19 protein-coding genes are annotated in these 20,668 nt (G+C 67.4%); 7 read left to right on the top strand and 12 right to left on the bottom strand.

Going from position 1 to position 20,668, the window contains the following annotated elements; genetic code table 11:
- The first annotated feature begins 9 nt into the window (after positions 1-9).
- Together AC1D2K_RS00900 and AC1D2K_RS00895 are read left to right on the top strand one after the other, a co-directional pair.
- On the top strand, positions 10-1,011 hold the full coding sequence (locus AC1D2K_RS00900; RefSeq protein WP_478085560.1) for a serine hydrolase domain-containing protein: 1,002 nt from the start codon (positions 10-12) through the stop codon (positions 1,009-1,011).
- A gap of 119 nt (positions 1,012-1,130) precedes the next feature.
- Positions 1,131-1,676, top strand: a complete 546-nt coding sequence (locus tag AC1D2K_RS00895) for a DUF4256 domain-containing protein (protein WP_478085558.1) — start codon at positions 1,131-1,133, stop codon at positions 1,674-1,676.
- A 64-nt stretch (positions 1,677-1,740) separates the two neighbouring features.
- Here AC1D2K_RS00895 and AC1D2K_RS00890 read toward each other — a convergent pair whose 3' ends face one another.
- Positions 1,741-2,643, bottom strand: a complete 903-nt coding sequence (locus AC1D2K_RS00890; RefSeq protein ID WP_478085557.1) for a LysR family transcriptional regulator — start codon at positions 2,641-2,643, stop codon at positions 1,741-1,743.
- A gap of 125 nt (positions 2,644-2,768) precedes the next feature.
- Between AC1D2K_RS00890 and AC1D2K_RS00885 the strand changes: the two genes are divergently transcribed.
- The 3 genes from AC1D2K_RS00885 (at position 2,769) to AC1D2K_RS00875 (ending at position 5,002) form a co-directional block, all read left to right on the top strand.
- Entirely contained in the window at positions 2,769-3,512 is a 744-nt protein-coding gene (locus AC1D2K_RS00885; protein ID WP_478085556.1) for an SDR family oxidoreductase, read from the top strand.
- Positions 3,513-3,545: 33 nt separating this feature from the next.
- Entirely contained in the window at positions 3,546-4,046 is a 501-nt protein-coding gene (locus tag AC1D2K_RS00880; RefSeq protein WP_478085554.1) for a DUF1097 domain-containing protein, read from the top strand.
- Positions 4,047-4,108: 62 nt separating this feature from the next.
- Entirely contained in the window at positions 4,109-5,002 is an 894-nt protein-coding gene (locus AC1D2K_RS00875; protein WP_478085552.1) for an SDR family NAD(P)-dependent oxidoreductase, read from the top strand.
- 267 nt (positions 5,003-5,269) lie between these two features.
- Here the strand turns inward: AC1D2K_RS00875 and AC1D2K_RS00870 are convergent, their stop codons facing one another.
- The 3 genes from AC1D2K_RS00870 to AC1D2K_RS00860 form a co-directional block, all read right to left on the bottom strand.
- Complete coding sequence (locus tag AC1D2K_RS00870) at positions 5,270-6,349, bottom strand: lipid A deacylase LpxR family protein (protein ID WP_478085550.1); 1,080 nt, start codon at positions 6,347-6,349, stop codon at positions 5,270-5,272.
- Between the two features lie 68 nt (positions 6,350-6,417).
- Complete coding sequence (locus AC1D2K_RS00865; RefSeq protein WP_478085548.1) at positions 6,418-7,158, bottom strand: MgtC/SapB family protein; 741 nt, start codon at positions 7,156-7,158, stop codon at positions 6,418-6,420.
- A gap of 13 nt (positions 7,159-7,171) precedes the next feature.
- Positions 7,172-8,614, bottom strand: a complete 1,443-nt coding sequence (locus AC1D2K_RS00860; RefSeq protein WP_478085546.1) for a patatin-like phospholipase family protein — start codon at positions 8,612-8,614, stop codon at positions 7,172-7,174.
- 246 nt (positions 8,615-8,860) lie between these two features.
- On the opposite strand from AC1D2K_RS00860, the gene AC1D2K_RS00855 reads away from it, so the two are divergent.
- Together AC1D2K_RS00855 and AC1D2K_RS00850 are read left to right on the top strand one after the other, a co-directional pair.
- A complete protein-coding gene (locus tag AC1D2K_RS00855; protein ID WP_478085544.1) occupies positions 8,861-9,253 on the top strand; it encodes a PRC-barrel domain-containing protein in 393 nt (130 codons plus the stop codon).
- 35 nt (positions 9,254-9,288) lie between these two features.
- Entirely contained in the window at positions 9,289-9,555 is a 267-nt protein-coding gene (locus AC1D2K_RS00850) for a hypothetical protein (RefSeq protein ID WP_478085542.1), read from the top strand.
- Positions 9,556-9,570: 15 nt separating this feature from the next.
- Here AC1D2K_RS00850 and AC1D2K_RS00845 read toward each other — a convergent pair whose 3' ends face one another.
- The 8 genes from AC1D2K_RS00845 to AC1D2K_RS00810 all read right to left on the bottom strand — a co-directional run bounded on the left by AC1D2K_RS00845 (position 9,571) and on the right by AC1D2K_RS00810 (position 20,666).
- Positions 9,571-10,017 carry a hypothetical protein gene (locus tag AC1D2K_RS00845; RefSeq protein ID WP_478085541.1) on the bottom strand — a complete coding sequence of 149 codons (447 nt, stop codon included), beginning with the start codon at positions 10,015-10,017 and terminating at the stop codon, positions 9,571-9,573.
- A 21-nt stretch (positions 10,018-10,038) separates the two neighbouring features.
- Positions 10,039-10,365, bottom strand: a complete 327-nt coding sequence (locus tag AC1D2K_RS00840; protein WP_478085539.1) for a hypothetical protein — start codon at positions 10,363-10,365, stop codon at positions 10,039-10,041.
- Positions 10,362-11,687, bottom strand: a complete 1,326-nt coding sequence (locus tag AC1D2K_RS00835) for an acetate/propionate family kinase (RefSeq protein ID WP_478085537.1) — start codon at positions 11,685-11,687, stop codon at positions 10,362-10,364. Before AC1D2K_RS00835 ends, AC1D2K_RS00840 begins: the two co-directional genes overlap by 4 nt.
- Complete coding sequence (locus AC1D2K_RS00830; RefSeq protein ID WP_478085535.1) at positions 11,684-13,183, bottom strand: bifunctional enoyl-CoA hydratase/phosphate acetyltransferase; 1,500 nt, start codon at positions 13,181-13,183, stop codon at positions 11,684-11,686. Before AC1D2K_RS00830 ends, AC1D2K_RS00835 begins: the two co-directional genes overlap by 4 nt.
- A gap of 25 nt (positions 13,184-13,208) precedes the next feature.
- Entirely contained in the window at positions 13,209-13,988 is a 780-nt protein-coding gene (fabI, locus tag AC1D2K_RS00825; protein WP_478085533.1) for an enoyl-ACP reductase FabI, read from the bottom strand.
- A 1-nt stretch (position 13,989) separates the two neighbouring features.
- Positions 13,990-16,356: a DUF3141 domain-containing protein gene (locus tag AC1D2K_RS00820; RefSeq protein ID WP_478085532.1), complete on the bottom strand. Its 2,367-nt coding sequence runs from the start codon at positions 16,354-16,356 to the stop codon at positions 13,990-13,992.
- A 102-nt stretch (positions 16,357-16,458) separates the two neighbouring features.
- Complete coding sequence (locus AC1D2K_RS00815; RefSeq protein WP_478085531.1) at positions 16,459-19,551, bottom strand: efflux RND transporter permease subunit; 3,093 nt, start codon at positions 19,549-19,551, stop codon at positions 16,459-16,461.
- Positions 19,548-20,666 (bottom strand): efflux RND transporter periplasmic adaptor subunit, encoded by a 1,119-nt coding sequence (locus AC1D2K_RS00810; protein ID WP_478085529.1) that lies wholly within the window; start codon positions 20,664-20,666, stop codon positions 19,548-19,550. The genes AC1D2K_RS00815 and AC1D2K_RS00810 overlap by 4 nt, the downstream gene beginning before the upstream one ends.
- Between the last annotated feature and the right edge of the window lie 2 nt (positions 20,667-20,668).

Here is a 20,668-nt window from a genome sequence, read left to right as displayed (position 1 = left end):
GGGGCTAAGTTGCGGAAAGTCATCGTCTGGCTTTGCTTGATCGTTGCGACCACCGCATTTGCCGAGGGGATGCCTCCTTGGCGAACGTCGACACACGAAGAGCAGCGCCTCGACGTCGCCGCGTTCGAGAGCGTCGACAAAGGTATCGCCAAGGAGCTGGGCGATGTTCAGAGCGTGGTTGTTGTCCTCCAAGGCCGCACGGTGTACGAGTACTACCGCGATGGCAACCCGGACGCCTTGCGAAACACCCAGTCGGTCACCAAGAGCGGCTTGGCCCTCCTGGTGGGTACTGCCTTGCAGCGAAAGCAACTCGCCTCTCTGGAACTGCCGGTCGTCGACCTCATGCCCGAGTGGCGACCGCTCAATCCGGACCCCCGTGCGCAGGCCATCACGCTCAGGCACCTGCTCGCCATGACAACCGGGTTCGAGGTGAACGACAGCACCGGAACTGCCGCGTCCCTCGCTCCAGCTGCAGCTTGGGCGAGGCCAATTCGAGCAGAACCAGGCCAACGGTTCGCCTATGACAACAGCGGGCCCACGATGGTTCAGGCCATCCTTGAACGGGTCACTGGGCGCCCCATCGCCGACCTGGTGCGCGACCAACTCGTGACGCCTCTTGCCATGCGGGAACCTGCATACCCTCGCGGCATTGCGTGGATGAGGACCATGGACATGGCGAAGTTGGGTTATCTGCTGCTGCAGGATGGCCGATGGGCGGGCCAGCCGGTGCTTCCAGTCGGGTTCGTGGCGCAAATGGTCAAACCTCAAAGTTCCGGCGGGCCGCCGGTTGGCTTGCCCTATGGGCTTTTCTGGTGGGCGGCTTCCGGCTCGACTTACTTCGCCAGCGGCTACGCTGGCCAGCTCATCTGGGTTCATTCGCCGCTTGGCCTGGTCGTCGCCATGACCTCCGCGGTATCGCCGGATAGCGCGCAGCGCGGCCAGGCGCTGCAGCTCGCGCGAGGGCCCGTCTTCCAGGCCGCGCAGAGGCGGCTGGCCTTGGACCGGAAGTAGTGCCTTCAGCAGGCGCGAGTGAGACGCTCCAGCTCGAACCCGCAGTCAGAAGCCGACACACGTCGAGTGGCTTGCCGGGAGCACGGGTTCATGACAGCCAAACAGCAGGGGAACGTGACATGAAGGTGGAACAACTCGAAGGCTTCGTCGATGTACTGAAGCTGCGATTCGCCCAGAACATGCATCGACATCCAGCGGTCGACTGGGCTGCGGTGCAGGGTCGCCTGCAAGGCCGCCCCGACAAGCTCAGGTCGCTCCACGAGATGGAGCGGACCGGCGGGGAGCCCGATGTCATCGGCGCGGTGGATGACGGCGGCGCCTTCCTTTTCTGCGATTGCGCCGCTGAAAGTCCGCAGGGACGCAGAAGCCTCTGCTACGACGCGGAGGCCTTGCGTTCGCGTAAGGAGAACAAGCCCGAGGGCAACGTCATCGACATGGCCAAGGCGATGGGCATCTCGCTGTTGACGCAGGCGCATTATCGCCAGCTTCAGGAGGTCGGCGAGTTCGACATCAAGACCTCCAGCTGGGTGGCGACGCCCCCTGAGGTCAGAAAGCTCGGCGGAGCGCTCTTTTGCGACCGGCGTTACGACAGTGTCTTCGTCTATCACAACGGGGCGCAGTCGTACTACGCCGCCCGTGGATTCAGAGGGGCGCTCAAGGTCTGACGTTCATGATGGGGCGCCCGCATCGTGCCGACCATCGGTGCCGGATTCCCCTGAGCATCGCGCGTCAAGACGCAGGTGGGTCCACAGCCTCGAAGATGTCCCGCAGCCACTGCGCGAAAACGCGTACGCGCGACGACAGCTGACGGTTCTGCGGGTAGAGCACCGAGACCGGCATCGGCGGCGGCGCGAAGCCCGGCAGCACCACCTTCAGGCGGCCGTCCGCCAGCTCGCCCGCCACGCGGTAGCGCGGCACCTGCACCAGGCCGAGACCGGCAATGGACGACCCCGTGTAGATGTCGGCGCCGGTCACCGAGACGGTGGCGGGCAGGTCCACGACCGTCACCCGGCCATCGACGGTGAACTCGAGCGGCACCACCTTGCCTGTGCCGCCGGAGATGTAGTTGACGGCACGGTGCGAGACCAATGCCTCCAGGCTGCCAGGCTCGCCATGCCGCGCCAGATAGTCGGGACTCGCGACCGTGACTTGCGGCAGCAGCGCCACGCGCCGCCCGACCATCGACGAGTCCTGCAGTTGGCCTGCGCGCAGCACGCAGTCGACACCTTCGCGTACGAGATCGACCAGCCGGTCGTCCTCGCCGATGTGCAGTTGTAGCTCCGGATAGCGCGCCAGAAAGCCGGGCAGCGCCGGTACCACGAAGTGCCGGGCCAGCGTGCCCTGCAGGTTCACTCGCAGCTGGCCCTTGGGCGCCGCATTCCTGAACGCACCTTCGGCCTCTTCCACGTCCGCCAGCAGCCGCACGCAGCGCCGGTAGTAAGCCTCGCCGTCCTGCGTGAGACGCACGGTGCGGGTGGTCCGCTCCAGCAGTCGCGTGCCGATGCGTGCTTCCATGCGCTTGATCAGGGTGGTGACGGTGGCACGTGGAATCCGCAGGTCGTCCGAGGCCTGGGTGAAGCTCTGGCGTTCGGCGATGCGCACGAAGGCCTGCATTTCCTGGAAGCGATCCATGGGGTCGGTCCTCGGCTTTATTGTTTACGCATATGGAATTGTATTGACGATATTAGGCTGATTATCTTTGCGTTGGAATGAAAGAACATTCGTTTCACCAACCAACCCCTGAAAGGAACCGCACCATGAACACCCCCCGCAACACCCGCGTCGCTCTCGTCACCGGCGCATCGCGCGGCATCGGCGCTGCCGTCGCGCAACGCCTCGCCCGGGACGGCTTTGCCGTCGCCGTCAACTACGCTTCGGGGGCCGGGCCGGCCGAGGCGCTGATCGCCGAATTGCAGGCCGCCGGCGCGAGGGCGATCGCGGTCCAGGCCGACGTGGCCCATGCCGAGGAGGTGCGCCGCATGTTCGACGCCGTAGAAGCGCAACTCGGCCGGATCGACGTGCTGGTCAACAACGCCGGCGTGCTCAAGACCGTGCCGCTGGCCGAGCACACCGATGCGCTCTACGACCAGACCTTCGATGTCAACGTGCGCGGCACCTTCAACACGCTGCGCGAAGCCGCCACCCGGCTCAATGAAGGCGGGCGCATCGTCAACTTCTCGAGCACCACGCTCGCGCTGAACATGCCCGGCTACGCGATCTACAACGCCACCAAGGCGGCGGTCGAGGCCTTCACGCACGTGATGGCCAAGGAGCTGCGCGGCCGCAACATCACGGTGAATGCCGTGGCACCCGGCCCGATCGCCACCTCGCTGTTCCTCGACGGCAAGACCGAAGAGCAGGTCCAAGCGTTCGCGAAGATGCCGCCGCTGCAGCGCCTGGGCCAGCCCGAGGACATCGCCTCGGTGGTCTCGTTCCTCGCCGGCCCGGATGCAGGCTGGGTCAACGGCCAGATCCTGCGCGCCAACGGCGGCGTGGCCTGAGTGCTCCCACGCGATTCCCAAGGAGCAACCACCATGCGACAGCCTTCGTCCGACGCGGCCGCCCCGCGCTTCTTCAGTCTCTCCTATTCGTCTTTCACGGCGGCCGCTGCCGTGGTCGCCGCCGCCGCGTCGGCGATGGCCATGGTCCTCGAACTGCCCGTCTGGGCGATGTTCGTCGGCTGGGTGGCCTTCTATACCCGTGGCGTCACAGCGCGCGACGGCGTGTTCAACCTCGTCTGCGTGAGCCTGGGCGTGCTGATCGGCAAGGGCGCAGCCGTGGCCATCGGTGCACTGGCACCGGTCGTGGGCGCCGCGGCGCTGCCGGCGGTGGTGCTGGTCGTCGCGCTCATCGTGGTGTCGATGCGCAGCGTGCCGCGCATCAACAACCTGCTGTGCTACTTCCTCGGGCTGATCGCGTTCTTTGCGGTCCACCAGCCGCCTTCGCTGTCGCTGTTCGCCACGCTGGCCGGCGCGGCCGCGCTCGGATCTGCAGCGGCATGGGCGGCCCATGCGCTGCAGCGCCGCGTGCGTTGAGGCCAGGCGATTTCCTTCCAGTTTCCTTCCCGTCCACTCACATCCATTCCAGGAGCTCCATCATGCAATCCGTCATCCTCGTCACTGGCGCCGGCACCGGTATCGGCAAGCTCACCGCCCAATCCCTCGCCGAAGCGGGCCACATCGTCTATGCATCGATGYGCGACATCGCGGGGCGCAACAACGGCCGCGCCACCGAGCTGCGCACCTTGGCCACAGCCAGGGGGCTTGAGCTGCACCCACTCGAACTCGACGTGCTCTCGCAGGCATCCGCCGATGCCGCCGCCGCGACCATCGTTCGCGAGCAGGGACATCTCGACGTGGTGATGCAGAACGCGGGCCATCTCGTGGTCGGGCCGAGCGAGGCCTTCACCCCCGAGGAGATCACGACAGTGTTCGACACCAACGTGCTCGGCGCCCAGCGCGTGAACCGCGCCGTGCTGCCCTACCTGCGCCGGCAGGAGTCGGGGCTGATGGTGTGGATCAGCAGCACGACCACCAGGGGCGGCTTCCCGCCGTTCATGGGCCCCTACGGCGCGGCCAAGGCTGCGATGGATTCGCTGGCCGTGACGCTGGCCTACGAGATCGCGCGCTTCGGTATCGAGACCTCGATCGTCGTGCCGGGGGCGTTCACCCGGGGCACCGACCACTTCCAGAGCGCGGGCAAGCCCGCCGATGCGGCGACCGCCGCCGCCTACAGCCGCTATGACGGCGTGATGGACCAGATCAGCGAGCGCCTCTCGGCCCTGACACCCGACGATGCCGACCCGCAGGCCGTGGCCGACGAGATCGTCCGGATCGTGGGCCTGCCGGCCGGCACGCGGCCGATGCGCTCGCTGATCGACTTCGTGGACGACGGCGCCACCGAGGTGTTCGAGGTGTCCGAGCGCGTGCGCATCGCCTTCGCGAAGCGCATCGGCATGGGTGACCTGCTCGAAGCCAGAGTCCGCCGCTGAGATGCGCAAGCCAGTGGGCCTGCAATGTCGGTCCTGGATCTGACAGGTTGTGCGCAGAGCGGGCGCGCGGACATCCGGGCCCAAATCGCCATGTCGGTCCGTGAGAAGCTGACATTCGATGGCCTTCGGCCCGGATGGCACCTCAGTTGCTGATCAAGCAATTTCGTCGCGGCGGCCCAGGCGGCGAGCTGTTTTCGCAATACCTTGAGACCGACCGTCGATGCAGAACTTCAGAGGTGGCGCGGAAAATGGTCTGCAGCGCGCGCTTCAACGCATATTCCAGCTATAGGTCACTGACCCGTAGGATTGCTGTTGATGGTTGGACTGGACCAGTGGATTCGCGCTCTGCAGCGAGAAGCTCAGCGACGAATGCTGCCAGCCGTATGCGATGCCCGCCACCGCGACGAAACGCGACTTGCGCAGCTGCGCCGTTGCGCCGGAGGGAACGTCGTCGCTGATGCCCACATGGTTGAAGAGGTGATCGGCGGAGAGTCCGGCATAGGTAAACCAGCCGCGGCCGATCACGAAGGGATCGGCGCTGTGCGTCATGACCCGCGGGACGGTCGGAAAGCTGCGCTCCAATCCCACGCCGTAGCGCAGCATCACGGTGCCGCCGAGGGAGGTTTCGAGGTTGCCAAGGGCGCCACCGGCGAGCGCGACGAAGTCGCCGTTGGCCTTGCCGGCTTCCGCGGCACCCAGCGGAAAGCGCCAGGCCCGATAGCGCTCAATGCCCACCAGTGCCTTGTTGGAAACCTGGCTGTCCCAGCCCTCCGGGCGGTCCGCGCCCACGATGCGATGAATGAGGCGTTGCGTCTGCTCGGCGCCGGCGGCCGGGCCAATTACGCCCATGTTGACCGCCGCCATGTCAGCGATGTCATCGTGGACGAACACCTGCGTAGAGCGAAACATCAGAGCCCCGACATAAGGCGCGTCCTTGGGGTCCGGTCTGCGCATCGTGAGGTCGCGCGGGGTCACCATGATTTGGCCCAGTGCCGAGGAAGCGAGCGTCGCCTGCGGCAGGCCAAGCCAGCCGGCGATCGGCTTCATCAACAGAGAAGGCTCCACGCTGCTTTCGCCTGGCGAGGTCACCCGCACGACTGAAGCAAAGACGCCATTGGTGTAGCCGCCACCATCGCGCCCGAAGAAGACGTCGTTCTGGAACAGCATGGAAGCGAAGCGCTCTTCGGCGAAAGCCGGGGCTGCGGCGGCGCAGCCCAGAACAGCGATCGCAACCAAGAACCGGCGACTTCGCAGCATCGCCGGCACCTGCACGACGCGAAAGACAAGCATCGGCGCTGTAGTGGCAGTCGTGTCGGAGCGCTCGAGGGTCGCGGAATGTCGGCTCATGGATCGTGGGGGTGTGAGGTGGGTGGCGTTTTTGCAGACTGCGAATAGACACGTGGTCGATGTCGGAATCAGTTCTTCAACGGGACGATGCTGAACCGGACCACTTCATCCGATCGAGAGAGCTCGTGCGCCAGGCGCGCAGGAGAAGTGGAGCGCGATCTGTCCGGGGCAATCACGCAGAAGCGCCAGACCGGCACGGTGTCCGCGTAGCTGATGCTGAGGCTGTGGTGCACCAGGCGATAGCCATGCGTCAGCGCCACCTGGGCCAGTTGCTCGAGCTCCGGTGCCGTGTCGCGGCAGAAGCTGAGGGACACGTCGAAGACGGCGCGTCCGGGCAGCTTGCGCTCCACCTCGTGGACGAGCGACATCGAAAGCAAACAGAGCACGGCCATCACCAGGGCCGCCGCGTACAAGCCGACCCCTAACAGCACACCGACGGCGGACGCCGCCCAGATGGATGCGGCCGTGGTCAGCCCTCTGACGTTGAGTCCGTCCTTGACGATGACCCCGGCGCAAACAAAACCCACGCCCGTGACGACACCCTGCACGATGCGCGTCGCATCCGGCGCCACCTGTGCGGCCGCGCCGCCGTACCAGAGCGGCGCATAACCCACGAAGACGGTCAGCGCCGTCGACGCCATGCACACGAGCCCATAGGTGCGCATCCCGGAGGCACGGCCGCTGTACGAGCGCTCGTAGCCCATCAGCATTCCCAGCAGGAGCGCGCCCAGCAGGTTCACGCCGATCAGCGCGTTGGCTTCGATGAAGCTGCCGGACCAGTAAACCTGCAGGTTATTCAGCGAGGACATGGCGCAACCGTCCTCATGGCTTTTCCGCGCCCGACGGCGCGGGGCCCGTGGCCATCGACTGYGCGCCCAAGCTGCGCCGCAGGCGCTGGAATTCCGGGTTCTCGCGCAACACCTGCCGGCCCGCCGCCTGCAGGTCGTGAGCGTGCGCAGGGAGAATTTCGAAGGCCGTGGGGACGCCCATCAGCAGTCTCCGCTTGCCCGAGTTCTTGAGGTCGCTCAGGCTCGCGTTGATCAGATAGACTTCCGCGTCCGCAGCGAACGGGCTGCCTGCGCGGCCTCTTGCTTCGCGCAGTTCCCCTTCGAGGCGCTGCATTGCGTCTTTCACCATCTCCGTGGTCTCCCCGCTGAAGCGGGAGCCAGCCCCGAAAACCAGCGTCTGCACCACCTGGCTCGCGCCGGGCACCCGGTCGGAATCGTCGATGGCCGTGGCGAGGCCGCGCTCGGAGTTCACGGTCACGAGCACGATCTTGTGCACCGAACCCGGCGGCATGGTGCGGAACGTGTCCAGGAGTGAGCCGCTGGCGATGGTGTGATCCATGAGGCCGCGCACGCCGAGGTTGTCCGCCACTCCCCCGTCGACAAGATGGATGTACGGACGCTCCTTCGCGTTCCGGTAGCTCTCCGCGATCCGGTGCAGGACGCGGGCCGAGAGGTTCCGTTCGGGTGCCATGGCCGTCTCCAGCCCCTGGGCCTGCGTGCAGGTATCGGCATAGTTGCGCACCGTCACCGGGCTCAGCAGGAGGGGCACAGCGGAAGACGCCGCCACGGCGAAGGACAGGGGCACGGACTCCAGGTCGGAGCAAATCAGCCCGAACTGCTCCGGCGTGAACTCGAAGGGCACTCCGGTGGTGAGATCGGTGGCCGTGACCAGCAGGCGCGGCCAGGGACGGCGCTGGCGCAGGTCGCCGAAGGTCGTGCCACGGAACACGGTCTCGAGCCGACTGGCGAGGACCTGGGTGCGGCCCCACCAAGGCGAAGTGAGCTGGTACGTCGAGACCGGAGACAGGGCCTGCCGGATCAGCCCCGACTGGAAATTCACCAGCAGGAAGTCGTGTTCGAAGCGGGTGAAAACCTCATCGCCGAAAGCCGCGTAGTAGGCCGCGAGAATGCTGCCGCCGGAGACCRCACTGACCAGCCCTACTTCGTCCAGCAGCGTGGTCTCGCCGCGTTGCGTCTCGAAGCGCGTGGCCTTGAGCTCCTGCAGCACGCCCAGTCCGAATGCCGCCGCGCGCGCACCGCCACCGGAAAGAGTGACCGCCGCGATCACCGGGTGTGCTGTGACCTGCCCGTCGACGGCGACCACCGGACGCACCATCGGCTGGATCGTCGCCTCCGGCGTGATCGGCTCGTTGGTCCAGGGACGCACCGTGGAGCATGCGCCGAGCAGCAGGCCCAGGGCGCAGACCGATGCGTTGCGCGCGAGCCGGCGCGCCACATTTGGGACAAACAGATTCATCGAGCTTCCTTGTGCGGCTTGAATCCGCAGGCCAGAAGATAGAACCTCGGCCGCGCGAAGTCGTCTCCTTGCGGTCGCATTTCGGTGCGTGTTTGGTCAGACATGCGCACACCGAATCCGGACCGAAGTCAGACGATTCATCCACGACTTCGCAAGAGGCACGGCCTACGCTTCTGGCATCGGCTCCACCCGGGCGAATCCGGCGCCGTAACCCTTCCACCTCCCACGTCATTCAGGAGAAAAGATATGAGAAACACATTCACAGGCGCGCTGGCGGCACTCGTCCTCGTGACAGGGGCAGCAAGCGCCCAGGCGCAGGTTGCAGGCTCCACGCTGCTCAGCATCGGCGTCACGGAGGTGCGCGAGATCGCCAACGGATTGAGCGCCAAGAAGCAGATCCTCGGGCAAGAGGTCGTCAACGAGAACGGCGAAACCGTGGGCCGCATCACCGACGTCATCGTCGCGCCGAACGCGTCCGTCTCCTACGCCATCGTGGGCGCTGGCGGTTTCCTGGGCGTGCGCAGGCACGACGTAGCGATCCCGGTGGGGCTGTTCAACGTTTCGGGGGACCGCCCGGTGCTGCGTGGCGCCACGCGCGAGGCGATCAAGGCCATGCCGGCCTTCGAGTACACGCGCTGATCACGGCGCCGCCGCTCACGACCGGAGGTTTCACCATGCGCCAGGCGCTCTCTTCGTCCTTCAGCGGGGCGGCCGCAGCCGCGTCGCAAGCGGAGCCCGACTCCTTCATCCTGCTGTTTCGGTCCCTACTGCGCAATGGCCAGGCGTTCGCGTTCGCCTGCGACCCGCGAGGTAGCGTCGACATGGATGGCATGAGCGAGCGAACGCGCAACAACTACCTGTACGCGCGGGCGATGATCGGTCGCGAACTGGCCTTGCCGAGCGTGCACAGGCACGTCGAGCGGGATCGGGATCACGTGTAGCGGCCCCGGCCCCACCTAGAGTCCGGCGCGGATTGCCTCGAGCTCCCTGCGGCAGGCCTCGCCGAAAACCTTCAGCGGGTCGGGGTCCTCCGAATGCGCAATGCGGCCCACGTCTTTCGTCGTCAGGTTGGTGGCGAAGTACTGGTCCGCGATCCGCCGCAACAGGCGCTCGGCCTCGGCGAGCACCTCGGCCGAGGCGGTGAGCCGGATGCGATTGAGCAGCGCGTACGCCGGGAGGAGCGTCTCCGGCTGCTCGAGCGTATGCGTCAGCGCATCCACAAGGAGCTTGCCGCACTCGGCGATGAATTCACCGTAGAGGGCTTCGTGCTTGCGAATCTCCATCCCGATCAATTCGCGCCGGCCGTGCGTCTTCTGGGTGATCCACGCGATCGCGATCGTGGCCGAGCTGCCGGCCACCGACCCCAGCACGCCTGCGAGGGCACCGACGCTGATGTCCGTCATGGGGCCGCCCGTGACCGCAGTTCAAGCACGCCGCCAGTCCGCCGCGAGGTCTGGGAAACGCTTGCGCAGGCGCTCGACCACGTACGATTCGATCGCGGCGGTCGGGATCTGGCCCCGGACCTCGGCCGATTTCTCGCGCACCGCGAAGTGCAGGACCAGCATGTCGTGCAGCTTGCCGAACGCGATCGGATTGTCGGTCCCGCATACCGACGCATCGCGCTTCAGGACGCGCTCGATCACGCCCGACTGGAGCAGCTTGGCCCGGCACAGCAGCGCCATCCGCGCGATTTCGCGATCGATGTCCTCGAGATTCGCAGCGACGCGATAGTCATCCAGCCTCATGTTCATGGTCTTGCCTCCGTCAAATGGGGGTTGCGTCCGCCGATGGGAGAAACGCCTTCGCGCAGCACGTCGAGGGCGTGGAAAGCCGCGACCCATTCCTCGTTGGTGGGCTCCACCGCCACGCGCACCCGGCCGCGCCCGCTGGAGATCGTGGGTGCGTGGGCGCGGTTGGCGTCTTGATCCAACTCCACTCCCAGCCATTGCAGACCGAGGCAGATGCGCTCGCGCAGCACCGCGCTGTGCTCGCCGACGCCGGCGGTGAACGCGAGCAGGTCCAAGCCGCCGAGCACCGCTGTCAGGGCGCCGATCTCGCGCACGATGCGCCGAACGTAGAGGTCCAGCGCCATGCGCGCCCGGGGATTCGTGTCCTCGGCCGCCAGCAGGACCTGCGGGCTCGGCGAAAGCCCCGAGACACCGAGCAGTCCGGACTCGCGGTACAGCAGTTGTTCGAGCTCCTGCACACCCATCTTGTCGACTTGAAGCAGGTGCAGCAGCACGCCGGGGTCCATCGCCCCGCAGCGCGTGCCCATCATCAATCCATCCAGCGCGGAAAAGCCCATGGTGGTGGCGACGCTGCTCAGCCCCTCCATCGCGCAGAGGCTGGCGCCGCTGCCGAGATGCGCCACGATCGTGCGCCTGCGCGCCGCGGGTCCATGGCGTTCGGYCAGGGCGATGGCCAGGTACTCGTAGGACAGGCCGTGGAAGCCGTAGCGGCGCACCCCGCGTTCCCACAAGGCATGGGGCAGCGGCAGCATCTGCTCCACTTGCGGCAGCGTCCGGTGGAAGGCCGTGTCGAAGCAGGCCACCTGCGGCAGATGTGGCGCCTCGCCCAGCAGCACCTCGATCGCCTCCAGGGCATAGGGCTGATGCAGTGGCGCGAGGGGGATGAAGCTGCGCAGTTCTTCCAGCACCACGCGGTCCAGGCGCACCGGGGCCGTGTACTTGCTGCCGCCGTGCACGACCCGGTGAACCACGGCGGCCGGCGGCCGGCCACCCGTGCGCCGTTCGATGCAGGCACGGACGTGCTGCAGGGCGGCGTGGTAGGGCCGCTCGGGATCGAGCTCCAGAGCCACGGACGCGCCGTCTGCGTCGATCAGGTGCGCCTGCGTGCCGCCGATGCCTTCGACTCGGCCGGCCCAGAGCGGGCGTCGCGGCAGCGGCGTGGCGCCGGTGTCGAAAAGGGCGAACTTGATGCTCGAAGAGCCGCAGTTCAGGACCAGGATGGGATCGCCCGTCAACGCGGAGCCGGGGAACGGTTCGGGAGCTTCCCGGACGAGAAGGCCGACGGCGCCTTCCCGCGCAGCGGGCTGCAGCATGGCGGCGCTCACGGCTGCGGCTCCAGGTTGGCTGCGGCAGCGGCGGGCGCCACCGCCCGGGCGGCCGCCGACTGGGGAGGCTGCCGCGCGGCGCCCGCACCTTGCGCAGCACCGCGCGCGGCGACGAGGGCCACGGCGCAGGATGCGATGCGGGACTCGCGCGGGTCGGCCCGACTGGTGAGCACAATCGGGACGCGCGCGCCGAGCACGATGCCGGCGCTGGCCGCGCCGCCGAATTGCTCCAGCTGCTTGGCGAGCATGTTGCCGCTTTCCAGATCCGGGACGACCAGGATGTCGGCGGCGCCCGCGACCTCGGACACGATGCCCTTGACGCGCGCGGCGGCAGCCGACACGGCGTTGTCGAAGGCCAAAGGCCCGTCCACCAAAGCGCCCTCGATCTGGCCCCGGTCGGCCATCTTGCACAGCGCCGCGGCGTCCAGTGTGGCGGCCATGTTGGGATTGACCGTCTCGACTGCGGCGAGGACGGCGACGCGCGGCCGTGCGACCCCGAAGGCATGCGCGAGGTCCACCGCGTTGCGCACGATGTCGAGCTTGTCCAGAAGCGTCGGCGCGATGTTGATCGCGGCGTCCGTGATGATGAACGGCCGCGGGTAGGCGGGCGTCTGCATGACAAAGCAATGGCTCATGCGGCGACCGGTGCGCAGCTTGCTGGCCACCACGGCGGACATCAGATCGTCGGTGTGCAGGCTGCCCTTCATGAGGGCGTCCACCTGGCCCTGGAGCGCCATCTCCACGGCGCGCGCGGCCGCGACGTGGCTGTCCGCGACGTCCTCGATGGGCAGGCCACGGATATCCAGGCTGGCCTCTCGGGCGATGGCCTGCAGGCGCTCGCGCGGCGCGACCAGCACCGGGTCGATGAGGCCGGCCGCGTGGGCATCGAGCGAGGCGGAAAGGCTCACGGCATCGCAGGGGTACACCACCGCCATGCGCAGCCGCCCCAACGGCCGCACGCGCTCGATCAGCCGCGTCAGTTCATCTTCGTGCGATGACGCAATGCCCACCTGCGGCAGGCTGCCGCGCGGGCGCTCGAAGCGTTCCGTCGGCGCGCTCACCGTCGCGACGCCGGTGATCACCTGCTGGCCGTGCTGGTTGACGCAAGCGCAGTCGAGGACCACGCTGTGGTTCGTCTCGTCTCGCGCGGTGATCGTCACCGTGACGGACAGGGTGTCGCCCACCCGCACCGGGGCCCGAAATTCGAGCGTCTGGGCGCGGTAGACCGTTCCCGGCCCGGGCAGACAGGTGCCTATCAGCGTCGAGATCAGGGATGCACCCCACATACCGTGGGCGATGACGCCCTGGTAAGGCGTGGAGGCGGCGAACTCGGCGTCGGTGTGCTGCGGGTTGATGTCGCCCGTGATCGCCGCATACAGCTGGATGTCGGCAGCACTCAACGTGTGCTCGATGGTGGCGCGATCGCCCACGGCGATTTCGTCAAAGGTGCGGTTGCGCAGCACCGCCAGTTCATGGGAATGGGAAGTAGAGGACACGATTCTTTCGCCTTGGGGTCGTTGGTCATGCAAGGATGTGGAAGCCGCCGTCCACGTAATGGACGTCGCCGGTGATCGCCTGAGCCGCACCGCTCACGAGGAACGCGCACAGCGAGCCCACGTCGTCGATCTCGACCTCGCGCGGCAGGGGCGCCCGGCAGCGTGCGTCTTCGATCAGGTCGTCGAAGCCGGGGATGCCGGAGGCCGCACGCGTGCGGATCGGCCCCGGCGACACCGCGTTGATGCGGATGCCGCGCGGGCCCATCTCGGTGGCGAGGTAGCGGACCGAAGCTTCGAGCGCGGCCTTCACCGGCCCCATCACGCCATAGTGCGGCACGACTTCGGCCGCGCCCAGGTAGCTCATGGTCAGCAGCGCACCTCCCTCGTGCATCAGCGGTTCGGCCAGACGCGCCATCCGCACGAACGAGTGGCACGAGATGTCCATCGCGCGGGCGAAGCCCTCGGGGGAGCTGTCGGCCACCCGCCCGTGCAAGTCGGCGGAGGGGGCGAAGGCGATCGAGTGCAGCACGAAGTCGAGGCGCCCCCAGCGCTGCCGGACGGCATCGAAGACGGCTTCCATCGCACCCGGTTGCTCCACGTCCAGCGGCATGGAAATGGCGGCGGAGAGTTCCTGCGCCAGCGGCTCGACGTGCGGGCGGGCCTTATCGTTCAGCCAGGTCACGGCGAGATCGGCGCCGCACGCGCGGAACACGCGCGCGCAGCCGTAGGCAATGCTGTGCTCGTTGGCGATGCCAACCACGAGGCCCTTGCGGCCGGCGAGCAGCGATTGGGATTGGACGTCCATGTCAGGCTCTCCTGGCTGCCGCGGTCCGGCGCCGCACACGCGTCGACGGTGCAGAAGGCGTCGCGGGCGCGGCGATCGCCGGCACGACCGGGACCAGGAGGCTGCGGATGTGCGCGAGCATCGACGTCTGCTCGGCCGAAGGCACGATACGCTGTACCCGCCGGTCCGCCAGCACGCGCTCCAGCAGCGTCAGCAGCCGCTTGCGGTCCTGCGGGCGCGCCAGCAAGACGGGCAGCGTGGCCAGCGCCTGCTGTGGTTCGTAGCGGGCGATGATGTCCTGCTCGCCGCCGATGCGGCGTATTTCGTCGAGCGGCAGCTGGGGCAGCAGGTCGCCGTAGTCCTCGATCAGTTCGTGGGCGAGGTGCAGCCGCGACAGCGGCAGCGGCGTGTCCTCATGCGCCATCAGGAAAGCGACACGCGCCAGCGCCTCGGCATACCCGCCCTGGTCGATGGCGGCGAGCGCCCGCTTCACGAAGGGCAGATCGCGGGGGTTCAACGGCTGCGCCTGCGGCTCGTCGCCGATGCCCTGATCGCCGCCATAAAGGGCAAACATGTTGCCGTAGACCTGGAAGAAGGCAGCTTCCCCCATCGCGTCGCGCAGGGCGCGCCAGCCGTCGAGCGAGGCACTGATGAGTTCCGAACCGGTCGACTCAAGCTGCCGCAGGGGATGGTCCGGCGCGACCGCCTGGCGCGCGGCCTTCACCTGCTGCGCCGCCGGCGCCAGCCACCAGGTGAACGGGTTCAGGTCGGACAGCGCCCAGCGCTGGAAGCGCAGCGGGTGGAACGCGCGCCCCAGGGCCGCACCGGCCTCGCTGGACAGCGCCTGCGCCACGGGGCGGCCGAACAGCTCGTAGGCGCGCTGGTTGAATTCCGAGACAGCCTTCATGGCCTGGAACGGCTTCTCGTCCTCGCGGCGGTAGTGGTTCAGTCGCGCAACGACGTCTTCGAGCCGGATTTCAACGAAGCTCACGTCATAGAGGGTCTTGCCGGCGTCATCCGTCTGCTCCGCGATCTCCATTCCGTACAGGCCAGGCGGCAGCGCCTCGATGGACTGCAGGGCCGACACGATCTGGGCGTGCTCCTTCTTCGCCACCCGCCCGGACACGAAGATGCCCAGGTGGCCGATGTCCTGGTGCATCAGGCCGACGATCACCTGGCCGCGCGCCTTGATCTCCTCGGTGCTGCCGTACACGTCGGCAACCCAGTTGAAGGCCTGCTGCGGCGGCGTGATGTTGTCGCCCAGCGAGGCGAACAGCACGACCGGCAYCTTGACGTCGCGCAAGTCGAATCCCATGCCGGCGCCGGAGTGCTCGCCCGCCCAGAGCCTGTTGCCGACGAACAGGTTTTGCGTGATCCATTCGATCTCCTCGCGGTTCAGCAGGAAGTAGCCGCCCCACCAGCGTTCGAACTCGAGAAAGCGCGCGGGCTCCGTGTCCGCGTTGGCGAAGACGTGGTAGTACTTGTCCCAGAAGGTGTTGGCCGGGTTCAGGTTCTCGAAGTTCTGCACCAGCCAGGCGCCGTCGAACTTGCCCGCGCCGAGATCGGAGGTGAGCGAGGCAAGCCAGCTGCCGCCGAGCAGCCCGCCCGCATAGCGCATCGGGTTGTCGCCCGCGCCTTCGCTCCAGGCGCCGCCCCAGTAGGACATCGGTGCGCCCACGACGACGAGCGGGCCGGTGTCGTCGGGATTGGCCGCGGCCAGCATCATCGCGGCCCAGCCGCCCTGGCAGTTGCCGACGATCGCGGGCTTCGGCGCATCGGAATGGAGCGCGCGAACGCACCGCACGAACTCGCGCTCGGCGTTGCACACGTCCAGCAGCGTCTGGCCGGGCTCGGGATCGCGGAAGAAGATGACGAAGTACACCGGGTGGCCGGCGGCCAGGGCGACGCCCACTTCCGAGTCCTCCTTGAAGCCGCCGATGCCAGGACCGTGGCCGCCCCGCGGATCGATGATCAGGTAGGGACGGCGGCGCGCATCCACCTTCATGCCATCCGGCGGCACGATGCGCAGCAGCGCGTAATTGACCGGACGCTCCATCGTGCGCCCGTCCATGACCATCTCGTGCGCGAAGTGCAGCATCGGCGGCAGGCCTTGCCGCTCGTGCTCGATGAAGTTGTTGCCGCGCTGGCGCAGCCCGTCCCAGAGCAGCACCGCGCGCTGGGCGAAGTCGACGCCGTATTGCGCGGCGTCCACCCCGGCCTGCCAGGGCAGCAGCGGTTTCTTCACCAAGGCCGCCAGCTGCCGATCGCCTGCCTGCCGCACGCGTTCGGCCAAGTGCTTCGCGGCCACCGTGGTCCGGTGTTCGAACGCCTTGGCCACCTCTTTGGAGATCTCCTGGCTCTCGACAAGCTGTTTCGCTGGATTTTTCATAGGGTCGTTCCTTCGTTGGAGGTCAGTTCGTTTGGGAGTCGATGTGGAAGACCCGGCCGGTCTTCGTCGGTGAGGATGGGGCGCCGCGCCATGGCCGTGATCTCAGGAAGCCAGCACCACGTGACCGGGAGCCGCGTCGGCGCTGCCGGCCGGCGCGCGGCGGACCTTGAACCACGCCGCGTACAGGGCGGGCACGAAGAAGATGGTCAGCACCGTGGCGATGGTCAGGCCGCCCATGATCGCGAGAGCCATCGGGCCCCAGAACACGCTGCGCGTGAGCGGGAGCATCGCAAGCACGGTGGCGGCGGCGGTCAGCACCACGGGGCGCGTCCGGTGCAGGGCGGCATCGACGATGGCATTCCAGGCGTCGCGGCCTTCCTCCATCTCGATGCGCACCTGGTCGATCAGGATCACCGAGTTGCGCATGATCATGCCGCCGAGCGCGATGATGCCCAGGATCGCCACGAAGCCGAGCGGGGCGCGGAACGCCAGCAGGGCTGCGACCACGCCGATCAGGCCGAGCGGGGCGGTGAGGAACACCATCGCCATCTTCGAGAAGTCCTGCAGCTGGAGCATGAGGATCAGCAGGATGGTGAGCACCATCACCGGCGCCACGGCGGCGAGGGCCTGGTTTGCCTTTTCGCTTTCTTCCACGGCGCCGCCGGTGTCGACGCGGTAGCCGGCTGGCAGCTTCGCCTCGATGTCCTTGAGCAGCGGCTCGATTTCCTTCGTCACGGACACGGGCTGCTCGCCGTCCTTGACGTCGGCACGCACGGTAATGGCCATGTCGCGATTGCGCCGCCACAGCACGGGCTCTTCGAGCTCGTACTTCACCTTCGCCACTGCGGACAGCGGCACGACGGTGCCGTTGCGCGTGTAGATGTTCACGTCCTTCAGCGTGTCCAGGTCCAGGCGCTCCTTCGGCACGGCACGCGCAACGATGTCCACCAGGTTCTCGTGCTCGCGCAGCTGCGACAGGGTCGCGCCGTTCATCACGCTCTGGGTGACGAGATTCACGTCGGCGGGCGTAAGACCCAGCGCACGGGCCTTGTCCTGGTCGAGGTCGACCTTGAGCGTGCGGACCGGGTCGTTCCAGTCGAACTGCACGTCACGCACCTTCGGGCTCGAGGACATGACCTGTTCGACCTGGCGGGCGATCTCGCGCACCTTCTGCGTGTCGGGGCCGACCACGCGGAACTGCACCGGGTAGCCCACCGCGGGGCCCATCTCCAGACGCGTGACACGAACCCAGGCTTGAGGGAATTCCTTGTCGACCGTGGCCATCACCCGCAAGCGCACACGTTCGCGCGCTTCCATGTCCTTCGTCATCACGATGAACTGGGCGTAGCCGGGGTTGGGCAGCTCGGGCGACAGCGCGAGGTAGAAGCGCGGCGCGCCTGCGCCTGTGTAGGCGGTGAAGAAGCGCACTTCCTCGTCCTTCTTCAGCACCGCTTCCATGCGCTTGACCTGTTCGGTCGCTGCCTGGAACGACGAGCCTTCCTTCAAGCGCAGGTCGAGGATCAGTTCGGGGCGCTCGCTGTTCGGGAAGAACTGCTGCGGGACGAACTTCATGCCGGCCAGCGCGAGCACCAGGGCGCCCCCCGTCACGGCGATGATCAGCCAGCGCTTGTCCAGCGCGAAGTCGATCCAGCCGCGCAGCTTGCGGTAGAAGGGGGTGTCGTAGGGGTCGCCGTGGTGGTTTTTGCCGAAGTCCTTCGGCAGCATCTTCACCGCGAGGTAGGGCACGATCATGCCCGAGCAGAGCCACGAGAACACCACGGCAACGCCCACGATCCAGAAGATGCCGCCCGCGTATTCGGCGGTGGTGGAGTGCGCGAAGCCGATCGGCATGAAGCCCGCGACCGTGATGAGGGCGCCCGAAAGGCGGGGCATGGCGGTGGCGGAATAGGAGAAGGCGGCCGCCTTCGCGCGGTCCCACCCTCCTTCCATCTTCACCACCATCATCTCGATCGCGATGATCGCGTCGTCCACCAGCAGACCGAGCGCGATGATGAGCGAGCCGAGCGATATGCGCTCCAGGTTCCAGCCCATCGCGAGCATCACCATGGCGACCACGCCGAGCACCAGCGGCACCGAGATGGCGACGATGAGGCCGGTGCGGAAGCCCAGGCTCAGCAGGCTCACCGCCATCACGATCACGAGGGCTTCCATCAGCGAGCGCTCGAATTCCCACACGGAATCCTTCACGGTGGTGGGCTGGTCGGCGACGCGCTCCAGCTCCACGCCGTGCGGCAGTTCGGATTGCACCTTGGCGACCGCGTCTTCCACGGCCTTGCCGAGCTCGACGACGTTGCCGTCGTCGGTCATCACGATGCCGACCATCAGCACGTCCTGGCCGTTGTGGCGGATGGTGTAGGTCGGCGGGTCCTGGAAGCCGCGCGTCACTGTCGCGATGTCGCCGAGCTTGATCGTCCGGCCCCCCGCGGAGACCGGCACGTTGCGGATGTCGTCCAGATTCGTGAACTGGCCGCTCACGCGCATGAACACGCGGTCGTCCTTCGTGTCGATGGAGCCGCCGGGCATCATGGCGTTCTGGCTCTTCAGGCTCTCGGCGATCGCGAGCGGCGTGATGCCGAGCGTGGCCAGGCGCTGGTTGGAGAACTCCACGTACACCTTCGGGTCCTGCTTGCCCAGGAGGTCGACCTTCTTCACGTAGGGCGCCTTGAGCAGGCGGCGCTTGATGTCCTCGGAGATGTCCGACAGCTCCGCGTGCCCGATGCCGTCACCCTTGACGGCGTAGAGCAGGGAGTAGACGTCGCCGAACTCGTCGTTGAAGATCGGGCCGACGACGCCGTCGGGCAGTTCGAGCTTGAGGTCGGAGAACTTCTTGCGCGCCTGGTACCAGGCTTCCTGCTGGTCCTTGTGCGAGGTGCCGCCCTTCACGGTGATCGTCATGCCGCCGTAGCCCTGGCGCGCAAAGGTGACGACCTTCTCGAAGTGGTCGAGCTGCTCGAACTTCTTCTCGATGCGGTTCAGGAGTTCGTCCTGGATCTGCTGCGCGCTGGCGCCGGGCCAGATCACTGTCGCCGTCATCGACGGCACGGAGAACTTGGGGTCCTCGAGCTGGCCGAGCTTCGAGAAGCTGAAGACGCCCGCGATGGCAACCACGATGATCAGGAAGAGCACCACGGCGCGATGCCCGAGCGCCCATTCGGTGAGGTTGAAGTTGTTCATTGGGCGGCCTGCTTCGTGCTGTCTGCTTCAGCGAGCGTCGCATCGGGCAGCGCGACCTTCAATCCGGGCGCCATCTTCTGCACTCCCGCGGTGACGACCTGCCCGCCGGCCGGCAGGCCGGAGACCAGCGCGAGGTCGTTGCGGTAGCCGATCACTGCCACAGGCATCAGGTTGACGCTGCCCACCGGCTCCTTGCCGGCGCGCCTGACCACCCAGACCGCCGGACGGCCATTCGCCTGGGTGAGCGCGGTGGCGGGAATCGCGGCAGCCTGCACGTCCGAGACCACCCGGTCGGTCACCAGCGTGGCCGTCGCGCCCAGCGGCAACGGCCGGGCACCCACCGGCTTCAACCGGGCGCGGTAGGTGCGTGTCTGCGCGGCGGCCTGCGGCGAAATCTCGCGCAGCGAAACCTCGAAGAAGTCGGCGGGCGCGCTCGCCAGCGACGCCTTGAAGTGCGCCGACTTGAAATCCGCGACCTGGTCCTCAGGCACATCGACGACGACTTCCGGCGTGCCAGGGTCGGCGATCGCGACCACCGGCAGCCCTTCGGCGACCACCTGGCCCACCTCGATGCGCACCGCGGTGACCACGCCGCTGCGCGAGGCGCGCAGCACCGTGTACTTCAGGCGATTGCGGGCGAGTTCGAGCTGACGCGCCTGCGCCCCTTCGGCCGCCTGCGCCGTTTCCGCTCCGCTGTGGGAATGCTCGTCGTCGGCCACGCTGACCGAGCCGTCGGCTTTCAGCGAACCCAGGCGCTTGCGGTCCGATGCGGCCTGGCGGGACTGTGTGACGGCAGCCGACCATTGCTGGCCCGCGGCCTCCTCGGCCAATCGGTAGTCGCTGTCGTCCAGCACCGCGAGGATGTCGCCTTCATGCACGATCTGGCCGACATCGACCTTGCGCTGAGCGACCTTGCCGCCCACGCGGAAGGCCTGGTCGACTTCGTAGCGGGACTGCACGGTACCCGCATAGCGGTTGGCTTCGCGGGCGGCGTCATATCGGACATCGGCAATGCGCACCGGCCGGGGCGCTTCGGTGTGCGGCTTGTCAGGGCTGCACGCGGAGAGTAGAGCGGCGACGGCCAAAGCGCCGGCCACGGAAAGAGAGTTCTTCAAGA

The sequence above is a fragment of the Variovorax sp. P1_H12_2 genome, assembly GCF_056405335.1.
Note: the sequence above shows the minus strand (reverse complement) of the source record. Positions and strands in the feature narration are given on the sequence as shown.

Excerpts from the sequence above, each read along its gene's own strand:
- AC1D2K_RS00895 (WP_478085558.1), top strand. The coding sequence starts at position 1,131 with ATGAAGGTGGAACAACTCGAAGGCTTCGTCGATGTACTGAAGCTGCGA.
- AC1D2K_RS00890 (WP_478085557.1), bottom strand. The coding sequence starts at position 2,643 with ATGGATCGCTTCCAGGAAATGCAGGCCTTCGTGCGCATCGCCGAACGC.
- AC1D2K_RS00885 (WP_478085556.1), top strand. The coding sequence starts at position 2,769 with ATGAACACCCCCCGCAACACCCGCGTCGCTCTCGTCACCGGCGCATCG.
- AC1D2K_RS00880 (WP_478085554.1), top strand. The coding sequence starts at position 3,546 with ATGCGACAGCCTTCGTCCGACGCGGCCGCCCCGCGCTTCTTCAGTCTC.
- AC1D2K_RS00870 (WP_478085550.1), bottom strand. The coding sequence starts at position 6,349 with ATGAGCCGACATTCCGCGACCCTCGAGCGCTCCGACACGACTGCCACT.
- AC1D2K_RS00865 (WP_478085548.1), bottom strand. The coding sequence starts at position 7,158 with ATGTCCTCGCTGAATAACCTGCAGGTTTACTGGTCCGGCAGCTTCATC.
- AC1D2K_RS00855 (WP_478085544.1), top strand. The coding sequence starts at position 8,861 with ATGAGAAACACATTCACAGGCGCGCTGGCGGCACTCGTCCTCGTGACA.
- AC1D2K_RS00850 (WP_478085542.1), top strand. The coding sequence starts at position 9,289 with ATGCGCCAGGCGCTCTCTTCGTCCTTCAGCGGGGCGGCCGCAGCCGCG.
- AC1D2K_RS00845 (WP_478085541.1), bottom strand. The coding sequence starts at position 10,017 with ATGACGGACATCAGCGTCGGTGCCCTCGCAGGCGTGCTGGGGTCGGTG.
- AC1D2K_RS00840 (WP_478085539.1), bottom strand. The coding sequence starts at position 10,365 with ATGAACATGAGGCTGGATGACTATCGCGTCGCTGCGAATCTCGAGGAC.
- fabI (WP_478085533.1), bottom strand. The coding sequence starts at position 13,988 with ATGGACGTCCAATCCCAATCGCTGCTCGCCGGCCGCAAGGGCCTCGTG.
- AC1D2K_RS00815 (WP_478085531.1), bottom strand. The coding sequence starts at position 19,551 with ATGAACAACTTCAACCTCACCGAATGGGCGCTCGGGCATCGCGCCGTG.